Origin of the sequence: Streptomyces chartreusis (genome assembly GCF_008704715.1) — a bacterium.
GTDB classification, from domain to species: Bacteria; Actinomycetota; Actinomycetes; order Streptomycetales; family Streptomycetaceae; genus Streptomyces; species Streptomyces chartreusis.
In genome coordinates, this window is record NZ_CP023689.1 from 2,487,343 (window position 1) to 2,505,788 (window position 18,446).

An 18,446-nucleotide genomic window follows, 5' to 3' on the forward strand; every position below is an offset into this window, starting at 1 on the left:
GGGCCGCGCGGCCCGCTCGTGCCGTATCCCTCATCGTTCCCCTCGGATTCACTCGTGGTGAGAGTGGTGTAGAAAGCTCGCAAAGCAGTGCCGGCCCGCGCGCCGGAGGGCGACGGGCCGGCATCGCTCCTGGTCAGTCCGTGCCGGGGACCTCGGTGGCGACACCCGGCATGCCCAGCGACAGATGGGCGATCTGCGAGTCGCTGAGGGCGCCCTGGAACGTCCAGACGTCCGAGAGGGTGCCCGGGAAGTAGGCGCCGGCCCGGTCGCGGCCGACGCGCAGGGACTGGACGGCCTTGAAGGTCAGCACGTTCTCGGAGTAGGAGATCTGCTCGGTGCAGCCGCTGACGTCGGGTTCACCGTCGTCGTCGGCGTCCTGGCAGGCGACCTCTTCCAGCTCGCCGTTGACGTACAGCCGCATCTCGCGGGCGAAGCCGTCGTAGACGAGGGCCAAATGGGTCCAGTCCTCGGGGCCGTAGAACTGCCCGTTCTCCACCTCGACGGACGAGGCGTCGGTCTTGTCCGCGTCGGCGGTGGTGATCCGCCAGCGGCCGCCGTTGATCTCCGGAGTGCTGCTCGGGATGTACCGGACCGAGAAGGCGTCCTTGTTCGTACCCGGCGCGCTCAGCAGCGCGACCTGGCCGGTGGGCCGGGCCGATGCCTGCGCGAAGGCGCTGACGGTGAAGCTGGCCGCGGTGTCGAGGGGCACGGTGCCGCTCGCGGTGGCGGCGTAGTCGTCCACCCCGTCGAGGTCGAGGCCGCCGTCGACCCAGCCGGAGCCGAGCCGGGCTCCGTTGTTGAGGGTCAGGCCGGCGCCCGCGGGGCCGGCGTCCGGGGTGACCGGCGGGGTGGCCGTGGACGCGGTCTCGAACTTCCAGCGGCTGGTGACCAGCGGCCGCTGCTTGAAGAGCTGACGCACCTCGTCGTCGGACACCGCCCGGTCGTAGAGGCGTACGTCGTCCATGGCGCCCTTGAGCGGGCTGCCCAGGGTGCCGTCCGCGCGGTAGGTGCCGCCGAGGGTGACCCGGCCGACGGCGAGCCACGGGGTGGTGAAGGCGGCCGTGCCCTCCAGGACGCCGTTGACGTAGAGCAGGATCCTGCCCGCGTCGACGTCCTGGACGGCGACCACGTGGTTCCACTCGCCGAGGCGCGCCGCGGCGCAGTTGGTGTTGGCGGGGCAGGCGGACTGGGTGACGCGTACGACCGTGGAGTCGGCCGTGTCGCTCTGTTCCCGGATGAAGACCCAGCCGCCGAGCGCGGTGGAGTGGTACAGCTCGAAGCCGGGGTTGACGGTGCCCGCCTGGGCGACGGCCGTCATCGCCTTGGCCTCCTTGTCCTTGGGCAGTTTCACCCAGGCGGAGACCGCGAAGCTCTGGGCGGTGTCCATGATCGGACGGCCGGTGGTGGCGTAGTCGTCGATGCCGTCGAACTGCACCGCGCGGCCGTTGACGCCGCCGACGCCGCTGGTGGCGCCGCCCAGGAGCTGGGCGGGGGCGTGCTGCGCACGGCCGGTCAGCGCGACGTCGGTGGCGGCCTCGTCCATCGGGAAGACGAGCTTGGCAGGGCGGGCGCTGCTCACCGGCTGCCGGTTGTGCAGCTGGGTCACCTGGGCGTCGGTGAGCTGGTAGTCGAAGAACTGCGCCTCGTCGAGGGAGCCCTTGAAGAAGCCCTCCACGGTTCCGTAGTGGGAGGCGGCACCGAGGATCGTGCGGCCGCGGGCGTCCCAGGGGGTGGTGGTGTACGGGGCGGTGGCGACGAGCGCGCCGTCGACGTACAGCTTCAGTTGCCGGCTCGGGTAGTTGAACGCGCCGACCAGGTGGGTCCAGGTGCCTGTGCGGGCCGTCTGGCAGGCGGTGTCACCGCTCACGCAGGCAGGCTGTACGGCCCTGGCCACCGAGGTGCCTGAGGCGTCGGCGGTGTGCCGCAGGAAGACCCAGCCGCCGAGCGCGGTGGAGTAGTAGATCTCGTAGCCGCTGGTGCTGGAGCCGGCCTGGGCGACGGCGACGGGCGCCCCGGTCGGGTTGGCGGACAGCTTGGCCCACACCGACACCGTGAAGCTCTTGGCGGTGTCGAGGACCGGGGAGTCGCTGGCCGCGTGGTCGTCGGTGCCGTCCAGTTCGAGGCCGTTGCCGGTGATGCCCGCGCCGCCCGGCTTCAGACCGCCGTTCAGCGTGGCGGGCCACTCCCCGCCCGCGCCGTTCACCTGAGTGGCGCCTGCGCCCTCGTCCATCTGCCAGCCGAGCCGGTCGGGCTGCCCGGAGCGGACCCGGAAGTAGTAGGTGCGGGTCTCGGAGCCGTTGCCGGCGGCGTCGAAGGCCTGGGCGGTGATGAAGTTGACGCCGGGCTTGGTCGGCATGAACTTCATCGTCTTGGCGCCGCCGCCGGAGGTGGTCAGCGTGTGGGCGCTGGAGGGCGAGCCGTTGATGCCGAACCAGTACTTGGTGACGTCACCCGAGGAGGTGTCGATGGAGAAGGTGCCGTACCGGCCGACGCCGTCCCACCAGGGGTCGTTCGGGTCGGCGGGGTCGGAGCTCGGGTACTGCGACGAGGCGATGGACGGGCCCACGGGCACGGTCGTGTCGTAGACGAAGTGGCAGCTGTGCGCGTTCTGGGAGCTCCAGGCAGACCACTGGCCGCCGTCCCAGGCACGTGCCTGCCAGCCGACGATCTTGTTCTGCGGGATGGAGGTGGGCAGCTGGACGGAGAAGTCCGAACCGGATGCCTTGTCCGTGCTCTTGGCCGAGATCCAGTGCTGCTTCCAGCCGTCACCCGTGTCCCACAGTGCCCGGAACTGCACCTGGATCCGGTCCTTGTCGGGGTCGGTGACATTGTTGGCGCGGACGGTGGCGCGGGAGCGCACCCGCACCCGGGTGTCGTTCGGCTCGCAGGTGCCGCCGGGGTCCATGGTGAGCTGCGAGGTGGCGATCCGCGGCGGCGGCCTGTTGTAGCGCACGCGCAGGAACGCGTCGTCGGAGAAGCGCTTCCAGCTGTAGCGGTCGCTCTCGCCGGAGGCGCTGGCGCGCATGCCGAAGGTGATCTGCGGCCACTTCTTCGACGCGGCCATCGCCACGGCGTCCTTGACGTCGAACTCCGCGTCGGCGGCGGCACAGCCGTCGTAGCCGTGGGCGAAGCTGCGGTTCTGGAGGTGGTCGATCCAGAAGCCGGAGGCGTCCTGGGTGTTCCAGGTGGTGGAGGAGTTGATCCCCTTGGTCCGCCAGAGCTGCACCTCGCGTGCCTCGCAGGAGGACGACCAGGTGTTCCGTACGACGAACTCGGCGGACAGGATGCTGCGGCCCGCGAACTTGGTGGTCGGGATCTGGTAGAAGAGCCGCTTCACATCCTGCGGGTTGCAGTAGTTCCAGCCGCAGTAGCCGAGCCCGGCGTCCGGGTCGCCGTTGAACTTCCACTGGGGCGAACTCGCCCAGTACCGGGAGGCCATGGTCCAGGAGGTGGCCTTCGGCGAGTACCACTGCGGGTCGATGAAGACGGGGTAGACGGTGTCGGACCCGGTGAGCAGGTCCTTGTCCGGGGTGAGGACGAGTTCGTCGCCGCCGGCGGGGATGTCGACACCGATGGGCTCGACCCGGCCGGAGTCGGCGGCGGTGGGCTCGGTGGTGGTGGACGCCCCGGCCTCGCCAACCGCGGTCGCTGTGAATGACGCGGGCTTCACGGCCTTCGCAGCCGACGTCGGCTGCGCTCCCGCCGTGCTGGAGTCCCACATCACCGGCCTAGGAGCCTCGAAGACGACTCCGCCCGACCCCTCGTCGACCGCGGCGAGTCCTCCGTTCGCGGTCTCTCGCGTCGCCAGCCCCTCGGTCCCCAACTTGAGCCGGAGCTGGGCCAGTTCGTCGCTCGCGGCGGCCTCCGCCGACTTCACTACGAGCAGCTGGGTGAAGCCCTCGGGCCGGGCGGCGAGCCGTAGGTCGACGTCCGGGAGGATGTCGGGGTAGGTGGCGGTGTCACCGTCGAGCCGAGGCGCGGGCACCGTGCCCGGCCAGGACAGCTCAAGGCTCCGGCCTGCGCGCTCCAGCCGTACCAGCGGCCCCTCGCCGCCACCGGAGAACGCCAGCCCGACCGAGGCCGCCCTCGGGGCGACCATGCCCTTGTCGGCACCCCCACCGACCACCGCGAGCACGGTGTCGATCGACCGCCACTCGCCGTCGACCCGGGTCCGCACCGGACGCAGGTACTCACGGGACTCGAGGTCACCGCCGGGCGTGGCGTACACATCGGTGCTCTCACCGCGCAGCGAGAGGACCTCGACGTTCCTGCCCAGCCGCTTCGCCCGGGCGAACGCCTCGTCCTCGGTGGCCGCGACCGCGGCTTCCCCGGCACCGGATGCCTGCTCGCTCGCAGGCGGTGACTGTGACGCCGGCCGCCCGGCGGCGACCGCCGGCATCGCTCCCGTCGGCAACAGGCCGACGGCCACGGCGATGCCCATCCCCACCGCTACGGACGCGACGGATCTACCCGCCCTCCTGCGTCCACGCACACGACGAACCACCCTCACGGCCCCTCCCCGCCCTGGTCATGATTCGACCAAGATCCGCTATGGACACGTCAAGTTAAGGGGGAATGGGGAAGGAGCGGTGAATTCCGAATGCCTGAATCCTGAACTACCTCACGCCTCGTCAGACAACTCCGGCCCTATGGAACCGAGCCGCCACCGGCATACGGCCGATGTCACCAACTCCCCCTCCGCGTCGTGGGGTCCGCGGCATCTCCGTGTGCCCGGGGCAAGCTGGATCAGAGCAGCAACGTCCGCACGAGAACAGGAATTCGACGTCATGACCGACAAGCTCACCGTGAGCGTCCTGGGCACCGGCATCATGGGCGCCGCGATGGCCCGCAACCTCGCGAAGGCCGGGCACACCGTCCGTGCCTGGAACCGCACCCGGGCCAAGGCCCAGCCGCTGGCCGCCGACGGCGCCTTCGTCGCCGACTCCCCCGCCGAGGCGGTCGAGGGCGCCGATGTCGTCCTGACCATGCTGTACGACGGTCCCGCGACCCTCGAAGTCATGCGCGAGGCGGCGCCCGGACTGCGCTCCGGTGCCGTCTGGATGCAGTCGACGACCGCCGGTATCGACGGCATCGCCGCTCTGGTCGCCTTCGCCGACGAGCACGGCCTCGTCTTCTACGACGCCCCCGTCCTCGGCACCCGCCAGCCCGCCGAGGCCGGTCAGCTCACCGTCCTGGCGGCCGGTCCCGCCGAGGGCCGTGAGAAGGTCACGCCGGTGTTCGACGCCGTCGGCGCCCGTACGGTGTGGACCGGCGAGGACGGCGGGGCGGGCAGCGCGACCCGGCTGAAGCTGGTCGCCAACAGCTGGGTGCTGGCCGTGACGAACGCCGCCGGCGAGGTGCTCGCGCTGTCCAAGGCCCTGGACGTGGCCCCGCAGCGCTTCTTCGAGGTGATCGACGGCGGGCCGCTCGACATGGGGTACCTGCGGGCCAAGACGGACCTGGTGCTGAACGACCGGTTGTCCCCGGCCGCCTTCGCGGTGAGCACGGCGGCGAAGGACGCACGGCTCATCGTGGAGGCCGGCGAACGGCACGGCGTACAGCTGGACGTGGCGACGGCGAGCGCGGAGCGCTTCGAGCGGGCGACGGCGCAGGGACACGGCGACGAGGACATGGCGGCGGCGTACTTCGCGAGCTTCGAGGAGGGGGCGGCGGAGTGAGCGTGCCGGCTCCGGCAGGGGGCCCGGAGTGAGCGGGCCGGTCTCCTGCGCACGCCGTCGTGCGACCCTTGCCGCATGAATGCCGACGTCCCCCTGCTCGTGATCGTCGACGCCGCGAACGTCGTCGGGTCGGTGCCCGACGGGTGGTGGCGGGATCGGCGGGGGGCCGCGGAGCGGCTGCGGGACCGGCTGGCGGCCGACGGGGTGCCGGGGCGTGCGGGGCCCGTGGAGATCGTGCTCGTCGTGGAGGGGGCCGCTCGGGGCGTGGAGAGCGTGCCGGGGGTGCTGGTGGAGTCCGCCGCCGGCAGCGGGGACGATCACATGGTCGAGCTGGTGACGCGGGCGGCCGGGCGGGCCTGTCTGGTGGTGACCGCGGACCGGGAACTGCGCCGGCGGGTGACGGAGTTGGGGGCGGACGTGGCGGGGCCGCGCACGGTCCGGCCGTAGCCGGCTGCCGTACGCGGCCCCAAGCCGTCGGATCGGGCTAGGCGGGGCCTGTGCCGTTGCCCTTCTCGACCTCGGCCTCGGTCGTCTCCTCGTGCCGTCCGAGGCGGCTGTGGGAGCGGCCGTAGAGGAAGTACACGCCGAAGCCCACCACCATCCAGATGGCGAAGCGGACCCAGGTCTCGGCGGGCAGGTTGATCATCAGCCACAGCGAGGCGCACACCGACAGGATCGGGATGACCGGCACCCACGGGGTGCGGAAGGACCGGTGCAGGTCGGGGCGGGTCTTGCGGAGGATGATCACGCCGATCGCCACGACCACGAAGGCGAACAGGGTGCCGATGTTCACCAGGGCCGCGAGTTCGGTCAGCGGGGTGAAGCCGGCGAGGATCGCGATGATCACGCCGAGCAGGATGGTCGGCCGGTGCGGGGTCTTGAACCGCGGGTGGACGTGGGAGAAGAACCGCGGCAGCAGTCCGTCGCGGCTCATCGCGAAGAACACCCGGGTCTGGCCGAGCAACAGGATCATGCACACCGTCGTCAGGCCGACCGCGGCGCCGAAGCTGATGAAGCCCGCGAACCAGGGATGCCCGGTGTCCTTGAACGCGTCGGCGAGCGGGGCGTCCACGGACAGTTTGGTGTAGTGCTGCATGCCCGTGACCACGATGGACACGAGGACGTACAGCGTGGTGCAGATGATGAGCGAGCCGATGATGCCGCGCGGCATGTCGCGCTGCGGGTTCTTGGTCTCCTCGGCGGCCGTGGCCACGACGTCGAAGCCGATGAAGGCGAAGAACACGACCGAGGCGGCGGTGAAGATGCCCATCACGCCGTAGTTGGAGGGGGCCCAGCCGAACATGAGCTGGATCAGCGGGGCGTCGAGATTGCTGGCGGCTTCCACCGTCTGCGTCTTCGGGATGAACGGGTCGTAGTTGTTGCCGTCGATCAGGAAGGCGCCGGCGACGATCACGGTCAGGACGACGGCCACCTTGATGGCGACGACCAGGGACGTGATCCGCGCGGACAGCTTCATGCCGAGGACGAGGATGAAGGTGAGGACCAGGACGAGCGCGGCGGCGAGGATGTCGAACCCGAAGGTGTCGGCGCCCTCCCGGCTGCCCAGCGCGTCGGGCATCGTCCAGCCCGCGTTGTCCATGAGGGACTGGATGTAGCCCGACCAGCCGACGGCCACCACCGCCGTGCCGAGCGCGAACTCCAGGACCAGGTCCCAGCCGATGATCCAGGCGGGCAGTTCACCCAGCGAGGCGTACGAGAACGTGTACGCGGACCCGGCCACCGGGACCGTGGAGGCGAACTCGGCATAACAGAGCGCGGCCAGCGCGCAGGCGACGCCGGAGACGACGAACGCCAGGGCCACGGCGGGTCCGGCGTTGTCCTTCGCGACGGTGCCGGTGAGCACGAAGATGCCGGTGCCGATGATGACACCGACGCCGAAGACGGTCAGGTCCAACGCGGACAAGGACTTCTTGAGCGCGTGCTCCGGCTCCTCGGTATCGAGGATGGACTGCTCGACTCTCTTCGTCCGGAAGAGTGTGCTGCTCACGGGTCGTACCTCCCACTTGTCGTCCTCGACATGATCGAGAGGGGGCGTGATACGCCTGCCCCGGCGTGGGCGGATTCACACAGATGGGCCGGTTTCGCCACCGTCATGGGTGGTGAAACCGGCCCATCCGGCCGTCAGCGGCTGTCAGTCGCGCGCGGGTTCCACCGAGTCGACCTCGGCGGCCGTACGGTCGAACCGGCCGTCCAGCTTGGAGACGAGACCGGTGACCTGGCGGGCGATGTCGGGGGCGGTGAGCCCGATCTCGGCCAGGACCTCGCCGCGGGAGGCGTGGTCGAGGAAGCGCGGCGGGATGCCGAAGTCGCGCAGCGGGACGTCGACGCCCGCGTCGCGCAGGGCCTGGGCGACGGCCGAGCCGACGCCGCCGACGCGGGAGTTGTCCTCGACGGTGACGACGACGCGGTGGCGCTCGGCCAGCGGGGCCATGGCCTCGTCGACGGGCTTGACCCAGCGCGGGTCGACGACGGTCGTGGTGATGCCCTGCTTGTCGAGCAGACCGGCGATCTCCAGGCACATCGGCGCGAGGGCGCCCACGGAGACCAGCAGCACGTCCGGGGTGTCGGTGCCGGGCTCGCGCAGGACGTCCATGCCGCCCACGCGGCCCACGGCGGGCACGGCGGGGCCGACGGCGCCCTTGGAGAAGCGGACGACAGTCGGCGCGTCCGTCACCTGGACGGCCTCGCGCAGCTGGGCGCGCACCTGGTCGGCGTCGCGCGGGGCGGCGAGCCTGAGGCCGGGGACGACCTGGAGGATCGACATGTCCCACATGCCGTTGTGGGAGGCGCCGTCGGTGCCGGTGACACCGGCGCGGTCCAGCACGAAGGTGACGCCGCACTTGTGCAGGGCCACGTCCATGAGGACCTGGTCGAAGGCGCGGTTGAGGAAGGTCGCGTACACGGCGAAGACGGGGTGCACCCCGCCGTGGGCGAGGCCGGCGGCCGACACGGCGCCGTGCTGCTCGGCGATGCCGACGTCGTAGATGCGGTCCGGGAAGGTGTCCGCGAACTTCTTCAGGCCGACCGGCTGGAGCATCGCGGCGGTGATCGCCACGATGTCGTCGCGCTCCTTGCCCAGCTTCACCATCTCGTCGCCGAAGACGGACGTCCAGTCGGCACCCGAGGCCTTGATCGGCAGGCCGGTGTCGGGGTGGATGGGGCCGATGCCGTGGAAGCGGTCGGCCTCGTCCTGGAGGGCGGGCTGGTAGCCGCGGCCCTTCTCGGTGAGGCAGTGCACGATGACCGGGCCGCCGAAGCGCTTGGCTCGGGCCAGCGCGGACTCCAGGGCCTCGATGTCGTGTCCGTCGATCGGGCCGACGTACTTCAGGCCGAGGTCCTCGAACATGCCCTGCGGGGCGATGAAGTCCTTCAGGCCCTTCTTGGCCCCGTGCAGGGTCTCGTAGAGGGGCCTGCCGACGACCGGGGTGCGGTCGAGGATCTCCTTGGTGCGGGTCAGGAAGCGCTCGTAGCCGTCGGTGGTGCGCAGCGTCGCCAGGTGGTTCGCGAGGCCGCCGATGGTCGGCGCGTACGACCGCTCGTTGTCGTTGACGACGATGACCAGGGGGCGGTCCTTGGCCTCGGCGATGTTGTTCAGCGCCTCCCAGGCCATGCCGCCGGTCAGCGCGCCGTCACCGATGACGGCGACGACATGGGCGTCGCGTTTTTGCAGCTCGTTGGCTTTCGCGAGGCCGTCGGCCCAGCCGAGGACGGTCGAGGCGTGCGAGTTCTCGATGACGTCGTGCTCGGACTCGGCCTGCGAGGGGTAGCCCGACAGGCCGCCCTTCATCTTCAGCCGGCTGAAGTCCTGACGGCCGGTGAGCAGCTTGTGGACGTAGGACTGGTGGCCGGTGTCCCAGAGGACCTTGTCCTTCGGCGACTCGAAGACCCGGTGCAGGGCGATGGTCAGCTCCACCACACCGAGGTTGGGGCCGAGGTGGCCGCCGGTCTTGGAAACCGCCTCGACGAGGAAGGTCCGGATCTCCTCGGCCAGCTGGTCCAGCTGCTCAGGGCTGAGCCGGTCCAGATCGCGCGGTCCCGTGATGCGGGTCAGCAGCGGCACCCGTGCCTCCTTGCAGTAGAGCTGTTCGAGCTGTTGCCGGGCTTGTCGAGTCTAATGTTCCGCTCAGCCGGAAGGTTCCCGGCCCCGGCGACGTACATCACGCATTCGGCTCTACCCGGTAACACCCCGTGCCACAACGCCGGAAGGGGCGCGGGGAACCGCAAGGCCGGCCACAACGGACCGGCACTCGCCAGTTCTCCCGCGCCCCTGCGGCGCTACTGCGTTCCGCGCTATGCGCGACCCGCGGTCTTCTGCGTCTTCCGGGTGATCGAGTCGATCACGACGGTCGTGAGCAGAACACCGGCGGTGATCATGTACTTCACCGGCTCGGCGATGGACTCCAGCTGGAGGCCGTACTGGATCGAGACGATCACCAGCACACCGAGCAGCGCGTTCCACGTGCGGCCACGTCCACCGAACAGGGACGTACCACCGATGACGGCCGCCGCGATGGCGTTCATCAGCAGGTCACCGGTACCGGCGCTCTGGTTCGCGGAGGCGATCTTCGAGGCCAGGAACAGACCACCGATGGCGGCGAAGCCACCCGAGATCGCGAACACGGTGATCCGCACCGTGGTCACGTTGATACCGGCACGACGCGAGGCCTCGACGCTGCCACCGAGGGCGAAGATCTTGCGGCCGTACGCGGTACGCCGGAGCACGAAGTCCGTGGCGACCAGGAACACCAGGAAGATCACCGTGGCCAGCGGCAGGCCCTTGTACTGGTTGTACATGACAGCCGCGGCGAAGGAGACGATGCCCAGCAGGCCCGTGCGCAGGAGGGTGTCGCTCATCGGCCGGAACGGGATTCCGGCGGCCTCGCGGCGGCGGTTGCCGAGGAACGAGGTGATGAAGAACACCGCGGTCACCACGGCCGCCAGGCCGTACGCGGCCGCCACGTCCGTGAAGAAGTACGTCGTCAGCTTGCCGATGAGGCCGTCGCTGTCGAGGTTGATAGTGCCGTTCTCGCCCAGCGTCTGGAGCATGAAGCCGAGCCAGAACAGCAGACCGGCCAGCGTCACGGCGAACGCCGGGGCGCCGAGCACCGCGAAGAAGAAGCCGTGCGCCGCACCGATGACGGCACCCGCCGCGACGGCGAAGAGAACGGCCGCCCACTCGGGCCAGCCCTGGTTCACCGCGAGGACGGCCGCGATGGCGCTGGACGCGCCGCTGACCGAGCCGACCGACAGGTCGATCTCGCCGAGCAGCAGCACGAAGACGATGCCGACCGAGATCATGCCCGTGCCGACCATCGTGACGGTGATGTCACTGATGTTCTGCGCGGAGAGGAACGCGGAGTTCAGGCTCTGGAAGATGACGCAGATGACGACCAGGCCGAGGATGACCGGCAGGGAGCCCAGCTCACCGGCCTTCAGCTTGCGCCGGAACTCGGTGAGGTAGCCGGCCAGGCCCTGCTCCTGCACCAGCAGGCGCGGGTCGACCGCGGTCACCGCGGCCGAGGCGGCCTCGGTGTTGAGTACCTCGTGGTCCTGCGCCGTCGCGGAGGTCTTGTCGATGCTCACTTGGAAACCTCCCCGTTCGTGCGCGCCGCACGGCGGGTCACGGCGTTCTCGGTGGCGCCCGTGATGGCGGAGATGATCTCCTCCTGCGAGGTCGTCTTGACCTCGAAGACGCCGTTGTTGCGGCCGAGGCGCAGCACGGCGACCTTGTCCGCGACGGCCTTCACGTCGGCCATGTTGTGGCTGATGAGGATCACGGCGTGCCCGCGCTCGCGCAGCCGCTCGACCAGGTCGAGGACCTGGGCGGTCTGCTCGACGCCGAGGGCGGCGGTGGGCTCGTCGAGGATGACCAGCTTGGGCTCGCCGAGCATGGAGCGGGCGATGGCCACGGTCTGGCGCTGACCGCCGGAGAGCGAGGCGATCGGGATACGCACGCTGGGGATGCGGATCGACAGGGTCTGGAGCAGCTCGCGCGAGCGGCGCTCCATCTCGACCTCGTCGAGGACACCCCATTTGCGGACCTCACGGCCCAGGTACAGGTTGCCGACGACGTCGATGTTGTCGCACAGCGCGAGGTCCTGGTAGACCGTCGCGATGCCCAGGGCCTGGGCGTCATGCGGCCGGTTGATCGAGACGGCCTTGCCGTCCCATTCGATGACGCCCTCATCGATGGGGTGCACGCCGGCGATCGTCTTGACCAGCGTGGACTTTCCGGCGCCGTTGTCGCCGACCAGGGCGACCACTTCACCGGCGTGGACCTCAAGCTCTACGTCGGTGAGCGCCTGAACGGCACCGAATCGCTTGGAGACCCCGCGCAACGCCAGCACGGGCGTAGCGGACACGTGAACCATCTCCTTCGCCGCCTGACCCGGCGGAAGGGTTGTGCAATGAAAAGTTGGGGGGTTCCGTCCGGCGCCCCGCGCCGAGCTTGCGGGGCTGACGTATACGCGGGACGCCGGAGGAGTCTTGTGCAGTCATGTCCCGTGCGGGAATTCAAGGACGAATTCCCGCACTTGGAAAGGGACCTGGGGCTGCTGTACCGCTACCGCTGGGTCAGCCGGTGACGCCGGCCTTGTCGCAGGCGGCCTTGTACTTGCCGGTGCAGATCTCATCGGCGGTGTAGACGCCGTCCTTGATGACGGTGTCGTTGATGTTGTCCTTCGTCAGCGAGGTGACGGGGACGAGGACCGCCGGGATGGCCTTCGCGCTGCCGCTGTCGACCTTGTCCTTGGCGATGGAGTCGAGCGACTTGCCCTGGGCGAGCGCGACAGCCATCTCGGCGGCGGCGTCGGCCTCGGGGGCGTACGGCTTGTAGACGCTCATGTACTGCTCACCGGTGACGATGCGCTGCACGGCGGCCAGCTCGGCGTCCTGACCGGTGACCGGGACGGTAATGCCCGCGGCCTTGAGCGCGGTGATGATACCGCCGGCCATGCCGTCGTTGGCGGAGTAGACGCCGGCGATGTTCTTCTTGCCGACGGCCGAGATCGCGGCCTCCATCTCGGAGTTGGCGTTCTCCGGCTTCCACTCCTTGGTGTCGTACTCCTTGGCGATGGTGACCTTGCCGTCAAGGGCGGAGTGCGCGCCCTCCTTGAACATGGCGGCGTTGGGGTCGGTCACCGAACCGTTGATCATGACGACCTTGGAGTCCTTGGTGGCCTTGTCGCCCAGGGCCTTCAGCAGGGCCTCACCCTGCGTCTTGCCGACCGCCACGTTGTCGAAGGACGTGTAGGCGCTGATCGGGCCCTCGGCCAGGCGGTCGTACGCGACGACCTTGATGCCGGCGTCGACGGCCTTCTGGACCGAGTTCTTGATCGCCTTGGCGTCGACGGCGTCCAGGATCAGGACGTCCACCTTGTTGGTGATCATGGTGTCGACCTGCTGCGCCTGCAGGTTCGCGTCCTGCTTGGCGTTGTTGTAGTCGATCGTGGCCTTGCCGTTCGTCAGCTCCTTGATCTTCTTCTCGATCAGGGGCCGGTCGAACTTCTCGTACCGAGCCGTCTGGTTCTCCGGGAGCAGGAGACCGACCTTGATGTCGTCGCCCTTGGCCGCGGAGGCGGTGGAGTCGTTGTCGCCGCCCGCTTCCTCGGCGCTGCCGCAGGCAGCCAGCGAGATGGCCATCGCACCAGCGGCAATGGCAACGGCGGCACGACGCATGCGCGTGTTCACTTCAGAAACCTCCCTGACGAGGCCGCGTCCTTGCGGCCGAGGTGGCTGGAAGTCAACTCGGCCACACGTGCGACGTCAAGAAGTAAATCCTTAACGGGTTGGCAACGGTGCCATCCGTTCTCTAAGTGAAGGCAGGGGCAGCGGCGTGCAGCGTGCTGTCCAAAAGGGTTGAATCACCCATCTCGCTGAGCGCCAGCGCGAGTGCCCCGAGCACCTCCGCGCGACCGCCAAGTGCCCCGGGAAGAACGGAGAGTTGGCGCGCGGCACTGGGGATGGCGTAGCGTCCGACGGACTCCCGGATGGGCCCGAGGACCAGCTCACCGGCCTCGGCGAGATCACCGCCGAGGACCACTCGGCTCGGGTTCAGGAGGTTGCAGAGATTGGCGACTCCACTGCCGATGTGACGGCCGACGTCGGCGATCACCCGACGGCAGCCCGGATCTCCGTCCCTGGCCAGCCGTACGACGCCCTCCATGGTCAGATCGGTGCCGTGGCTCGACTGGAGCAGCGGGAGCACGTAGCGCGCGGCCGCGAAGGTCTCCAGGCAGCCCCGGTTTCCGCAGCGGCAGACCGGGCCGGATTCATCCAGAGTAATATGCCCGATTTCTCCCGCAGTGCCACCCGGGCCGCGGTAGATCTTGCCGCTGATCACCAGACCGGCACCGACACCGCTGGCGACCTTGATGTACGCGAGGTCGCGCACGCCCCGCCCGCTGCCCCAGACCAGCTCCCCGAGGGCGCCCAGGTTGGCGTCGTTGTCGACGTGCACGGGCACGCCCAGGCGGCCGCCCAGCTCCTCGGCGGGCTTGGTGCCGGTCCAGCCCGGCAGGATGGCGGTGGAGCCCAGCGTGCCGGACTCCACGTCGATCGGGCCGGGTACGCCCAGACCGACCCCGGCGATCTTGGACCGGTCGACACCGGTCGCCGCGATCAGCCGGTTGACCAGCTGTTCGGCGCGGTCGAAGCCCTGCTTCGAGGAGGCGTCCACGTCCAGCGGCTCGGACTCCTCGGCCAGCACCTGATGGGCGAGGTTCCCGACCGCGACACGCAAGTGCGTATGGCCGAAGTCGACCCCTATGACGATGCCGGCGTCCCCGCTCAGCGAGACGCTGCGGGCCCGGCGGCCGCCCGCCGAGGTGGGTGTGACCTCGACCGTTCCGCCGTCCTTGAGCTCACGGACGATATTGGAGACGGTGGCCGCGGACAGACCGGTGGTCCTCGCGATCTCCGCCTGGGTGAGAGATCCGGCCAGCCGTACGGCCCGCACGACCCGCTCCAGATTGGCTCGGTGCAGCGACGACTGCGACCCCGGAGTCTCCACGACGACCTCCTGCGCGCGGGACCGCATCGATGAGGCCCCGTTCGTGTCCAACTAGTGAACTCTAAGCTGAGCCGTTCGGGTTGCCTCCCGTCAAGAGGTTGAACCGGATCCGGGTACGTGCACACACCTGTGCACGCCGCTCCCAGGGAGGGGAACGGCGTGCACGCGGGCGGTTTCGGAGCGCTACGTTCGACTTACGTCACCTCGCGGCCCCGGACTACTTCAGAGCTCCCGCCGTCAGCCCCGCCACCACCTGGCGCTGGAAGATGATGTAGGCCGCGAGCACCGGCAGCATCGCCATCACCAGACCGGCGAAGAGACCGGACCAGTCGCCCTTGTAGCCCTGGCTGACGGCCAGCTGCACCAGGCCCTGGGTGAGGACCCGCTTGTCGGGATCGGTGTTGAGGACCGTGGGCAGCATGTACTGGTTCCACTGGCCCAGGAAGTTGAAGATGCCCACGCTGATCAGCCCCGGCTTGGCCATCGGAAGCATGATCTGGAAGAACGTACGGCTGTGCGAGGCACCGTCGACGAAGGCCGCCTCCGCCACCGATGTCGGCAGCGTTCGGAAGAACGCAGTGAGGAAGAACACGGTGAACGGCAGCGAGTACGCGATGTAGACCAGGATCAGCCCGTGGATCGTGTTCAGCAGTCCCATGTTGTTCACGACGTAGAAGAGCGGGACCAGCGCGAGCATGATCGGGAAGCTCATGCCGCCGATGAACAGGAAGTAGATGAAGCGGTTGCCCGGGAAGTCGAACCGGGCGAGGACGTAGGCCGCCATCGATCCCAGCACCAGGGTGCCGATCAGCGAACCTCCCACCACCAGGATGGTGTTGAGGAAGTAGTCGCTCATGTTGGCCTGGGTCCACGCCCGCGACCAGTTCGAGAAGTGCAGCTTGTCCGGCAGTGACCAGGGCGAGCTGAAGATCGAGGCGTCGTCCTTGAAGGACGTCATCACCGCCCAGAGCAGCGGCATGGCGACCATGAACGCCCAGATGACGAGCACGCCGTGGGAGAAGACGTTGAGGACGGTGCCCTCTTTCCTCTCCTTGGCGGGCGCCTTCGCCGGCACCCCGGTCTTGGTGATGGGCATCCCGGACTCGGCCGGTACGGGAGCGGTGGTCTCGGTCGTCTTCATCTGTCAGAACTCCAGCCGCTCGCGACGCCCCAGCCGCATGACGACCGCGGCGAAGGCCAGCGTGACGACGAGCAGGGCCACACCGATCGTGGTGGCGTAGGCGGCCTGCCCGTCACGGAACGCTTTCTGGTACACGTACAGGACCATGACCGTGGTCGAGTAGTCGGGGCCACCGGGTCCGGTCGTCATGATGTGTACGACCGCGAACGACTCGGCGCCGAGGGCGAGGATGCCCATGTAGACCCAGCCGGACTGCACGGTGTCCCACAGCAGCGGCAGGGTGATCCGGAAGAACGTACTGGCGCGGCCGGCCCCGTCGAGCAGTGCGGCCTCGTACAGATCCGCCGGGATGGAGGCCATGCCTGCGGAGAACAGGACCACGAAGAAGCCGACCGTGGACCAGACGATCACTCCCATCACGGCCCACAGCGCGAGATTCGGGTCGCCCAGCCACAGCGGCTGGACGCTGTCGAGTCCGATTCCGCGCAGGATCGAGTTGATCGCTCCGCTGTCCGGGTTGTACGCGAAGGCGAACAGCAGCGCGACGATCGCGATCGAAAGGACCTGCGGGAAGAAATAGACGATCTTGTAGAACGACGACCCGCGGACACCGGTGATGGCCGGGCCGCCCTTTCTGCGCCGGCCGCCCACATTGATCATGAAGGCGAGGAACAGCGCGAAACTGAGTGTCACCAGCGGCAGCAACAACGCGAACAACAGGCTGTGCTGCAACGACTTCCAGAAGATGTCGTCGTCGAGCATCCTCTCGTAGTTGTCGAAGCCGACCATCTTGAATTCGGGGCTCAGCCCGGTCCAGTCCGTGAACGAGTAGTAGATGGACTGGATGAACGGCCAGACGACGAAGAGCGCGTACAGCCCCAGGGGCACCGCGAGGAACCCCACGATGAACTTGTACTTGCCGTGCTGCATTGCTATCGACCCCGATCTGCGCGCGGGTGCAGCCGCTGGTGACAGGTCCTCACGGGACCTACTGGTGCTTGTAGTGCTTGATCGACGTGTCCTTGACCGCCTCGTCGGCGAAGCCCTGGATCTTCTTGATGGCCTCGGCCGGGGTGAGGCGTCCGGCCATCATCTCGCCGAGACCGGAGACACCGATCTTCTCCTTCTGGAGCTGCACGTACCAGTCCTGGAGACGGGGGTTCACCACGTTCTGGCCGGCCTTGTCCAGCGCCGCGACGCCGGACTTCAGACCGGGGGTGAGCGTGATGCCGTCGGTGCCGCCGTTGTAGGCGGTGAGCGACTTGACCTTGCCGGTGAAGTTCTTGGAGCTGGCCTCGCTCAGCATGATGCGCAGCTGCTCCATGCCGCCCGCGGTGTTCTTCGCCTTGGCCGGGACGATGAAGGGCTCACCGCCGGACGCCCAGATCGTGCCGAAGGGCATCTTGTCGGAGGAGTCGATGCCGGTCGGCGCGGAGACGGCGAGGTCGAAGTCCTTCGGGATGACGTTCGCCGACTCGTTCTCCACCCAGGAGCCGTTCGGGATGAACAGCGCCTTGCCCTGGGCCCACGCGGTCTGCGACTGGATGTGGTCCAGGCCCGGGGTGCCCTTGAGCACGTAGCCCTTCTTGTAGAGCTCGTAGTAGGCCTCGAAGCAGGCCTTGACCGCCGGGTGCTTCCAGGCGTTCGGCTCCAGGTTGTCGATGGCGTCGAGGACCTCGACACCGCCGACCTTGCCGATCATGGGGTAGAGCGAGAAGGGGAGGTAGTACGGGTACTTGCCCGCGTACGTCCAGCCCGCCATGCCCTTCTTCTTGGCCTTCTCGCAGACCGCGAGCATCTGGTCCCAGGTCTCCGGGTACTGCTCGTCGAGCGAGTCCAGGGCCTTCTGCGAGTACCAGACGCCGTACACCGTGTAGGCGTAGTAGAGGATCCAGACCTTATCGCCGTCGAACTGGCCCATCTCGACGATGCCGGGGCGCAGCGTGTCGCGGACCTTCTTGCTCGGGTCGTCGTACGACGGGGCGTCCAGCAGGGGCGTGAGGTCGGCGAGCTGGTCCTTGCCGACCAGGACACCCATGTCCATCTGCTCGGCGCCGGAGTTGTCGATGAGGTCCGGCGGGGTGCCCTGGTTGAAACGGGGCTGGAGGGTGGACTGGATCTTCTGGGTGGCGGCGAACTTGACCGTCACCTCGGGGAAGTTCTTCTCGTAGATCTTGACGGCGTCCTCGGCATACTCCTTGCCGAAGCCGCCGTCGAACAGCACGAACTCCATCTGCGCCGTGTCATTGACGGCGAGCGGGTTCTTCGCGGTCTTCTTGCCTTCTTTGGCCTTGTCCCCGTTGCCCCCGCCCCCGCCGCTGGCACACGCGGAAAGGAAGCTCATCGTGGGTACGGAGATCAGGCCGAGCGCGGCGGACCGCTTGATCAGATCGCGACGGCCGACGCGTGCGGAGCCGTTGTACTCGGGGTTCTGGGCGGAAGTGGATCCCATGCTCAAGTCCTCGCCTTCTCCAGGACTCAGGCGGTGAACCGGATCACCGCCGGCACCGCGATCGGGTCAAGCTGGGGTTGTGCAGGAAGTGCGGAATCGTGCGAAGTGCCGACAGGTATAGTCCACTTCCCGCCAGCGGAGCAA

The 18,446-nt window shown here is 68.7% G+C and carries 12 protein-coding genes; 2 read left to right on the top strand and 10 right to left on the bottom strand.

What is annotated here, in order from left to right:
* Nucleotides 1-133: 133 nt before the first annotated feature.
* Nucleotides 134-4,441, bottom strand: a complete 4,308-nt coding sequence (locus tag CP983_RS10420; RefSeq protein ID WP_150499406.1) for a LamG domain-containing protein — start codon at nt 4,439-4,441, stop codon at nt 134-136.
* 346 nt (nt 4,442-4,787) lie between these two features.
* On the opposite strand from CP983_RS10420, the gene CP983_RS10425 reads away from it, so the two are divergent.
* Nucleotides 4,788-5,678 (top strand): NAD(P)-dependent oxidoreductase, encoded by an 891-nt coding sequence (locus CP983_RS10425; RefSeq protein WP_150499407.1) that lies wholly within the window; start codon nt 4,788-4,790, stop codon nt 5,676-5,678.
* 75 nt (nt 5,679-5,753) lie between these two features.
* A complete protein-coding gene (locus CP983_RS10430; RefSeq protein WP_150499408.1) occupies nt 5,754-6,125 on the top strand; it encodes a PIN domain-containing protein in 372 nt (123 codons plus the stop codon).
* Between the two features lie 37 nt (nt 6,126-6,162).
* On the opposite strand, the gene CP983_RS10435 is transcribed toward CP983_RS10430, so the two are convergent.
* The 9 genes from CP983_RS10435 to ngcE form a co-directional block, all read right to left on the bottom strand.
* The gene (locus CP983_RS10435) at nt 6,163-7,686 is read right to left on the bottom strand and encodes an amino acid permease (RefSeq protein ID WP_150499409.1); all 1,524 of its coding nucleotides are present in this window, start codon (nt 7,684-7,686) and stop codon (nt 6,163-6,165) included.
* Nucleotides 7,687-7,830: 144 nt separating this feature from the next.
* Complete coding sequence (dxs, locus tag CP983_RS10440; protein ID WP_125524631.1) at nt 7,831-9,759, bottom strand: 1-deoxy-D-xylulose-5-phosphate synthase; 1,929 nt, start codon at nt 9,757-9,759, stop codon at nt 7,831-7,833.
* 230 nt (nt 9,760-9,989) lie between these two features.
* Nucleotides 9,990-11,282 (bottom strand): sugar ABC transporter permease, encoded by a 1,293-nt coding sequence (locus CP983_RS10445; protein ID WP_125524630.1) that lies wholly within the window; start codon nt 11,280-11,282, stop codon nt 9,990-9,992.
* The gene (locus tag CP983_RS10450; protein ID WP_163017046.1) at nt 11,279-12,070 is read right to left on the bottom strand and encodes an ATP-binding cassette domain-containing protein; all 792 of its coding nucleotides are present in this window, start codon (nt 12,068-12,070) and stop codon (nt 11,279-11,281) included. Before CP983_RS10450 ends, CP983_RS10445 begins: the two co-directional genes overlap by 4 nt.
* A gap of 202 nt (nt 12,071-12,272) precedes the next feature.
* Nucleotides 12,273-13,376 (bottom strand): sugar ABC transporter substrate-binding protein, encoded by a 1,104-nt coding sequence (locus CP983_RS10455; RefSeq protein ID WP_167537879.1) that lies wholly within the window; start codon nt 13,374-13,376, stop codon nt 12,273-12,275.
* 133 nt (nt 13,377-13,509) lie between these two features.
* Entirely contained in the window at nt 13,510-14,709 is a 1,200-nt protein-coding gene (locus CP983_RS10460) for an ROK family transcriptional regulator (RefSeq protein WP_125524628.1), read from the bottom strand.
* Between the two features lie 217 nt (nt 14,710-14,926).
* On the bottom strand, nt 14,927-15,850 hold the full coding sequence (locus tag CP983_RS10465; protein WP_107907631.1) for a carbohydrate ABC transporter permease: 924 nt from the start codon (nt 15,848-15,850) through the stop codon (nt 14,927-14,929).
* 3 nt (nt 15,851-15,853) lie between these two features.
* Nucleotides 15,854-16,780 carry a carbohydrate ABC transporter permease gene (locus CP983_RS10470; protein ID WP_125524627.1) on the bottom strand — a complete coding sequence of 309 codons (927 nt, stop codon included), beginning with the start codon at nt 16,778-16,780 and terminating at the stop codon, nt 15,854-15,856.
* 58 nt (nt 16,781-16,838) lie between these two features.
* On the bottom strand, nt 16,839-18,302 hold the full coding sequence (ngcE, locus tag CP983_RS10475) for an N-acetylglucosamine/diacetylchitobiose ABC transporter substrate-binding protein (protein ID WP_150499410.1): 1,464 nt from the start codon (nt 18,300-18,302) through the stop codon (nt 16,839-16,841).
* Nucleotides 18,303-18,446: the final 144 nt, after the last annotated feature.

Bases quoted from the DNA above. Each gene is read 5' to 3' on its own strand.
- CP983_RS10450 (WP_163017046.1), bottom strand. From the start codon at position 12,070: ATGGTTCACGTGTCCGCTACGCCCGTGCTGGCGTTGCGCGGGGTCTCC.
- CP983_RS10470 (WP_125524627.1), bottom strand. From the start codon at position 16,780: ATGCAGCACGGCAAGTACAAGTTCATCGTGGGGTTCCTCGCGGTGCCC.
- ngcE (WP_150499410.1), bottom strand. From the start codon at position 18,302: ATGGGATCCACTTCCGCCCAGAACCCCGAGTACAACGGCTCCGCACGC.
- CP983_RS10420 (WP_150499406.1), bottom strand. From the start codon at position 4,441: ATGGGCATCGCCGTGGCCGTCGGCCTGTTGCCGACGGGAGCGATGCCG.
- CP983_RS10465 (WP_107907631.1), bottom strand. From the start codon at position 15,850: ATGAAGACGACCGAGACCACCGCTCCCGTACCGGCCGAGTCCGGGATG.
- CP983_RS10430 (WP_150499408.1), top strand. From the start codon at position 5,754: ATGAATGCCGACGTCCCCCTGCTCGTGATCGTCGACGCCGCGAACGTC.
- CP983_RS10455 (WP_167537879.1), bottom strand. From the start codon at position 13,376: ATGCGTCGTGCCGCCGTTGCCATTGCCGCTGGTGCGATGGCCATCTCG.
- CP983_RS10425 (WP_150499407.1), top strand. From the start codon at position 4,788: ATGACCGACAAGCTCACCGTGAGCGTCCTGGGCACCGGCATCATGGGC.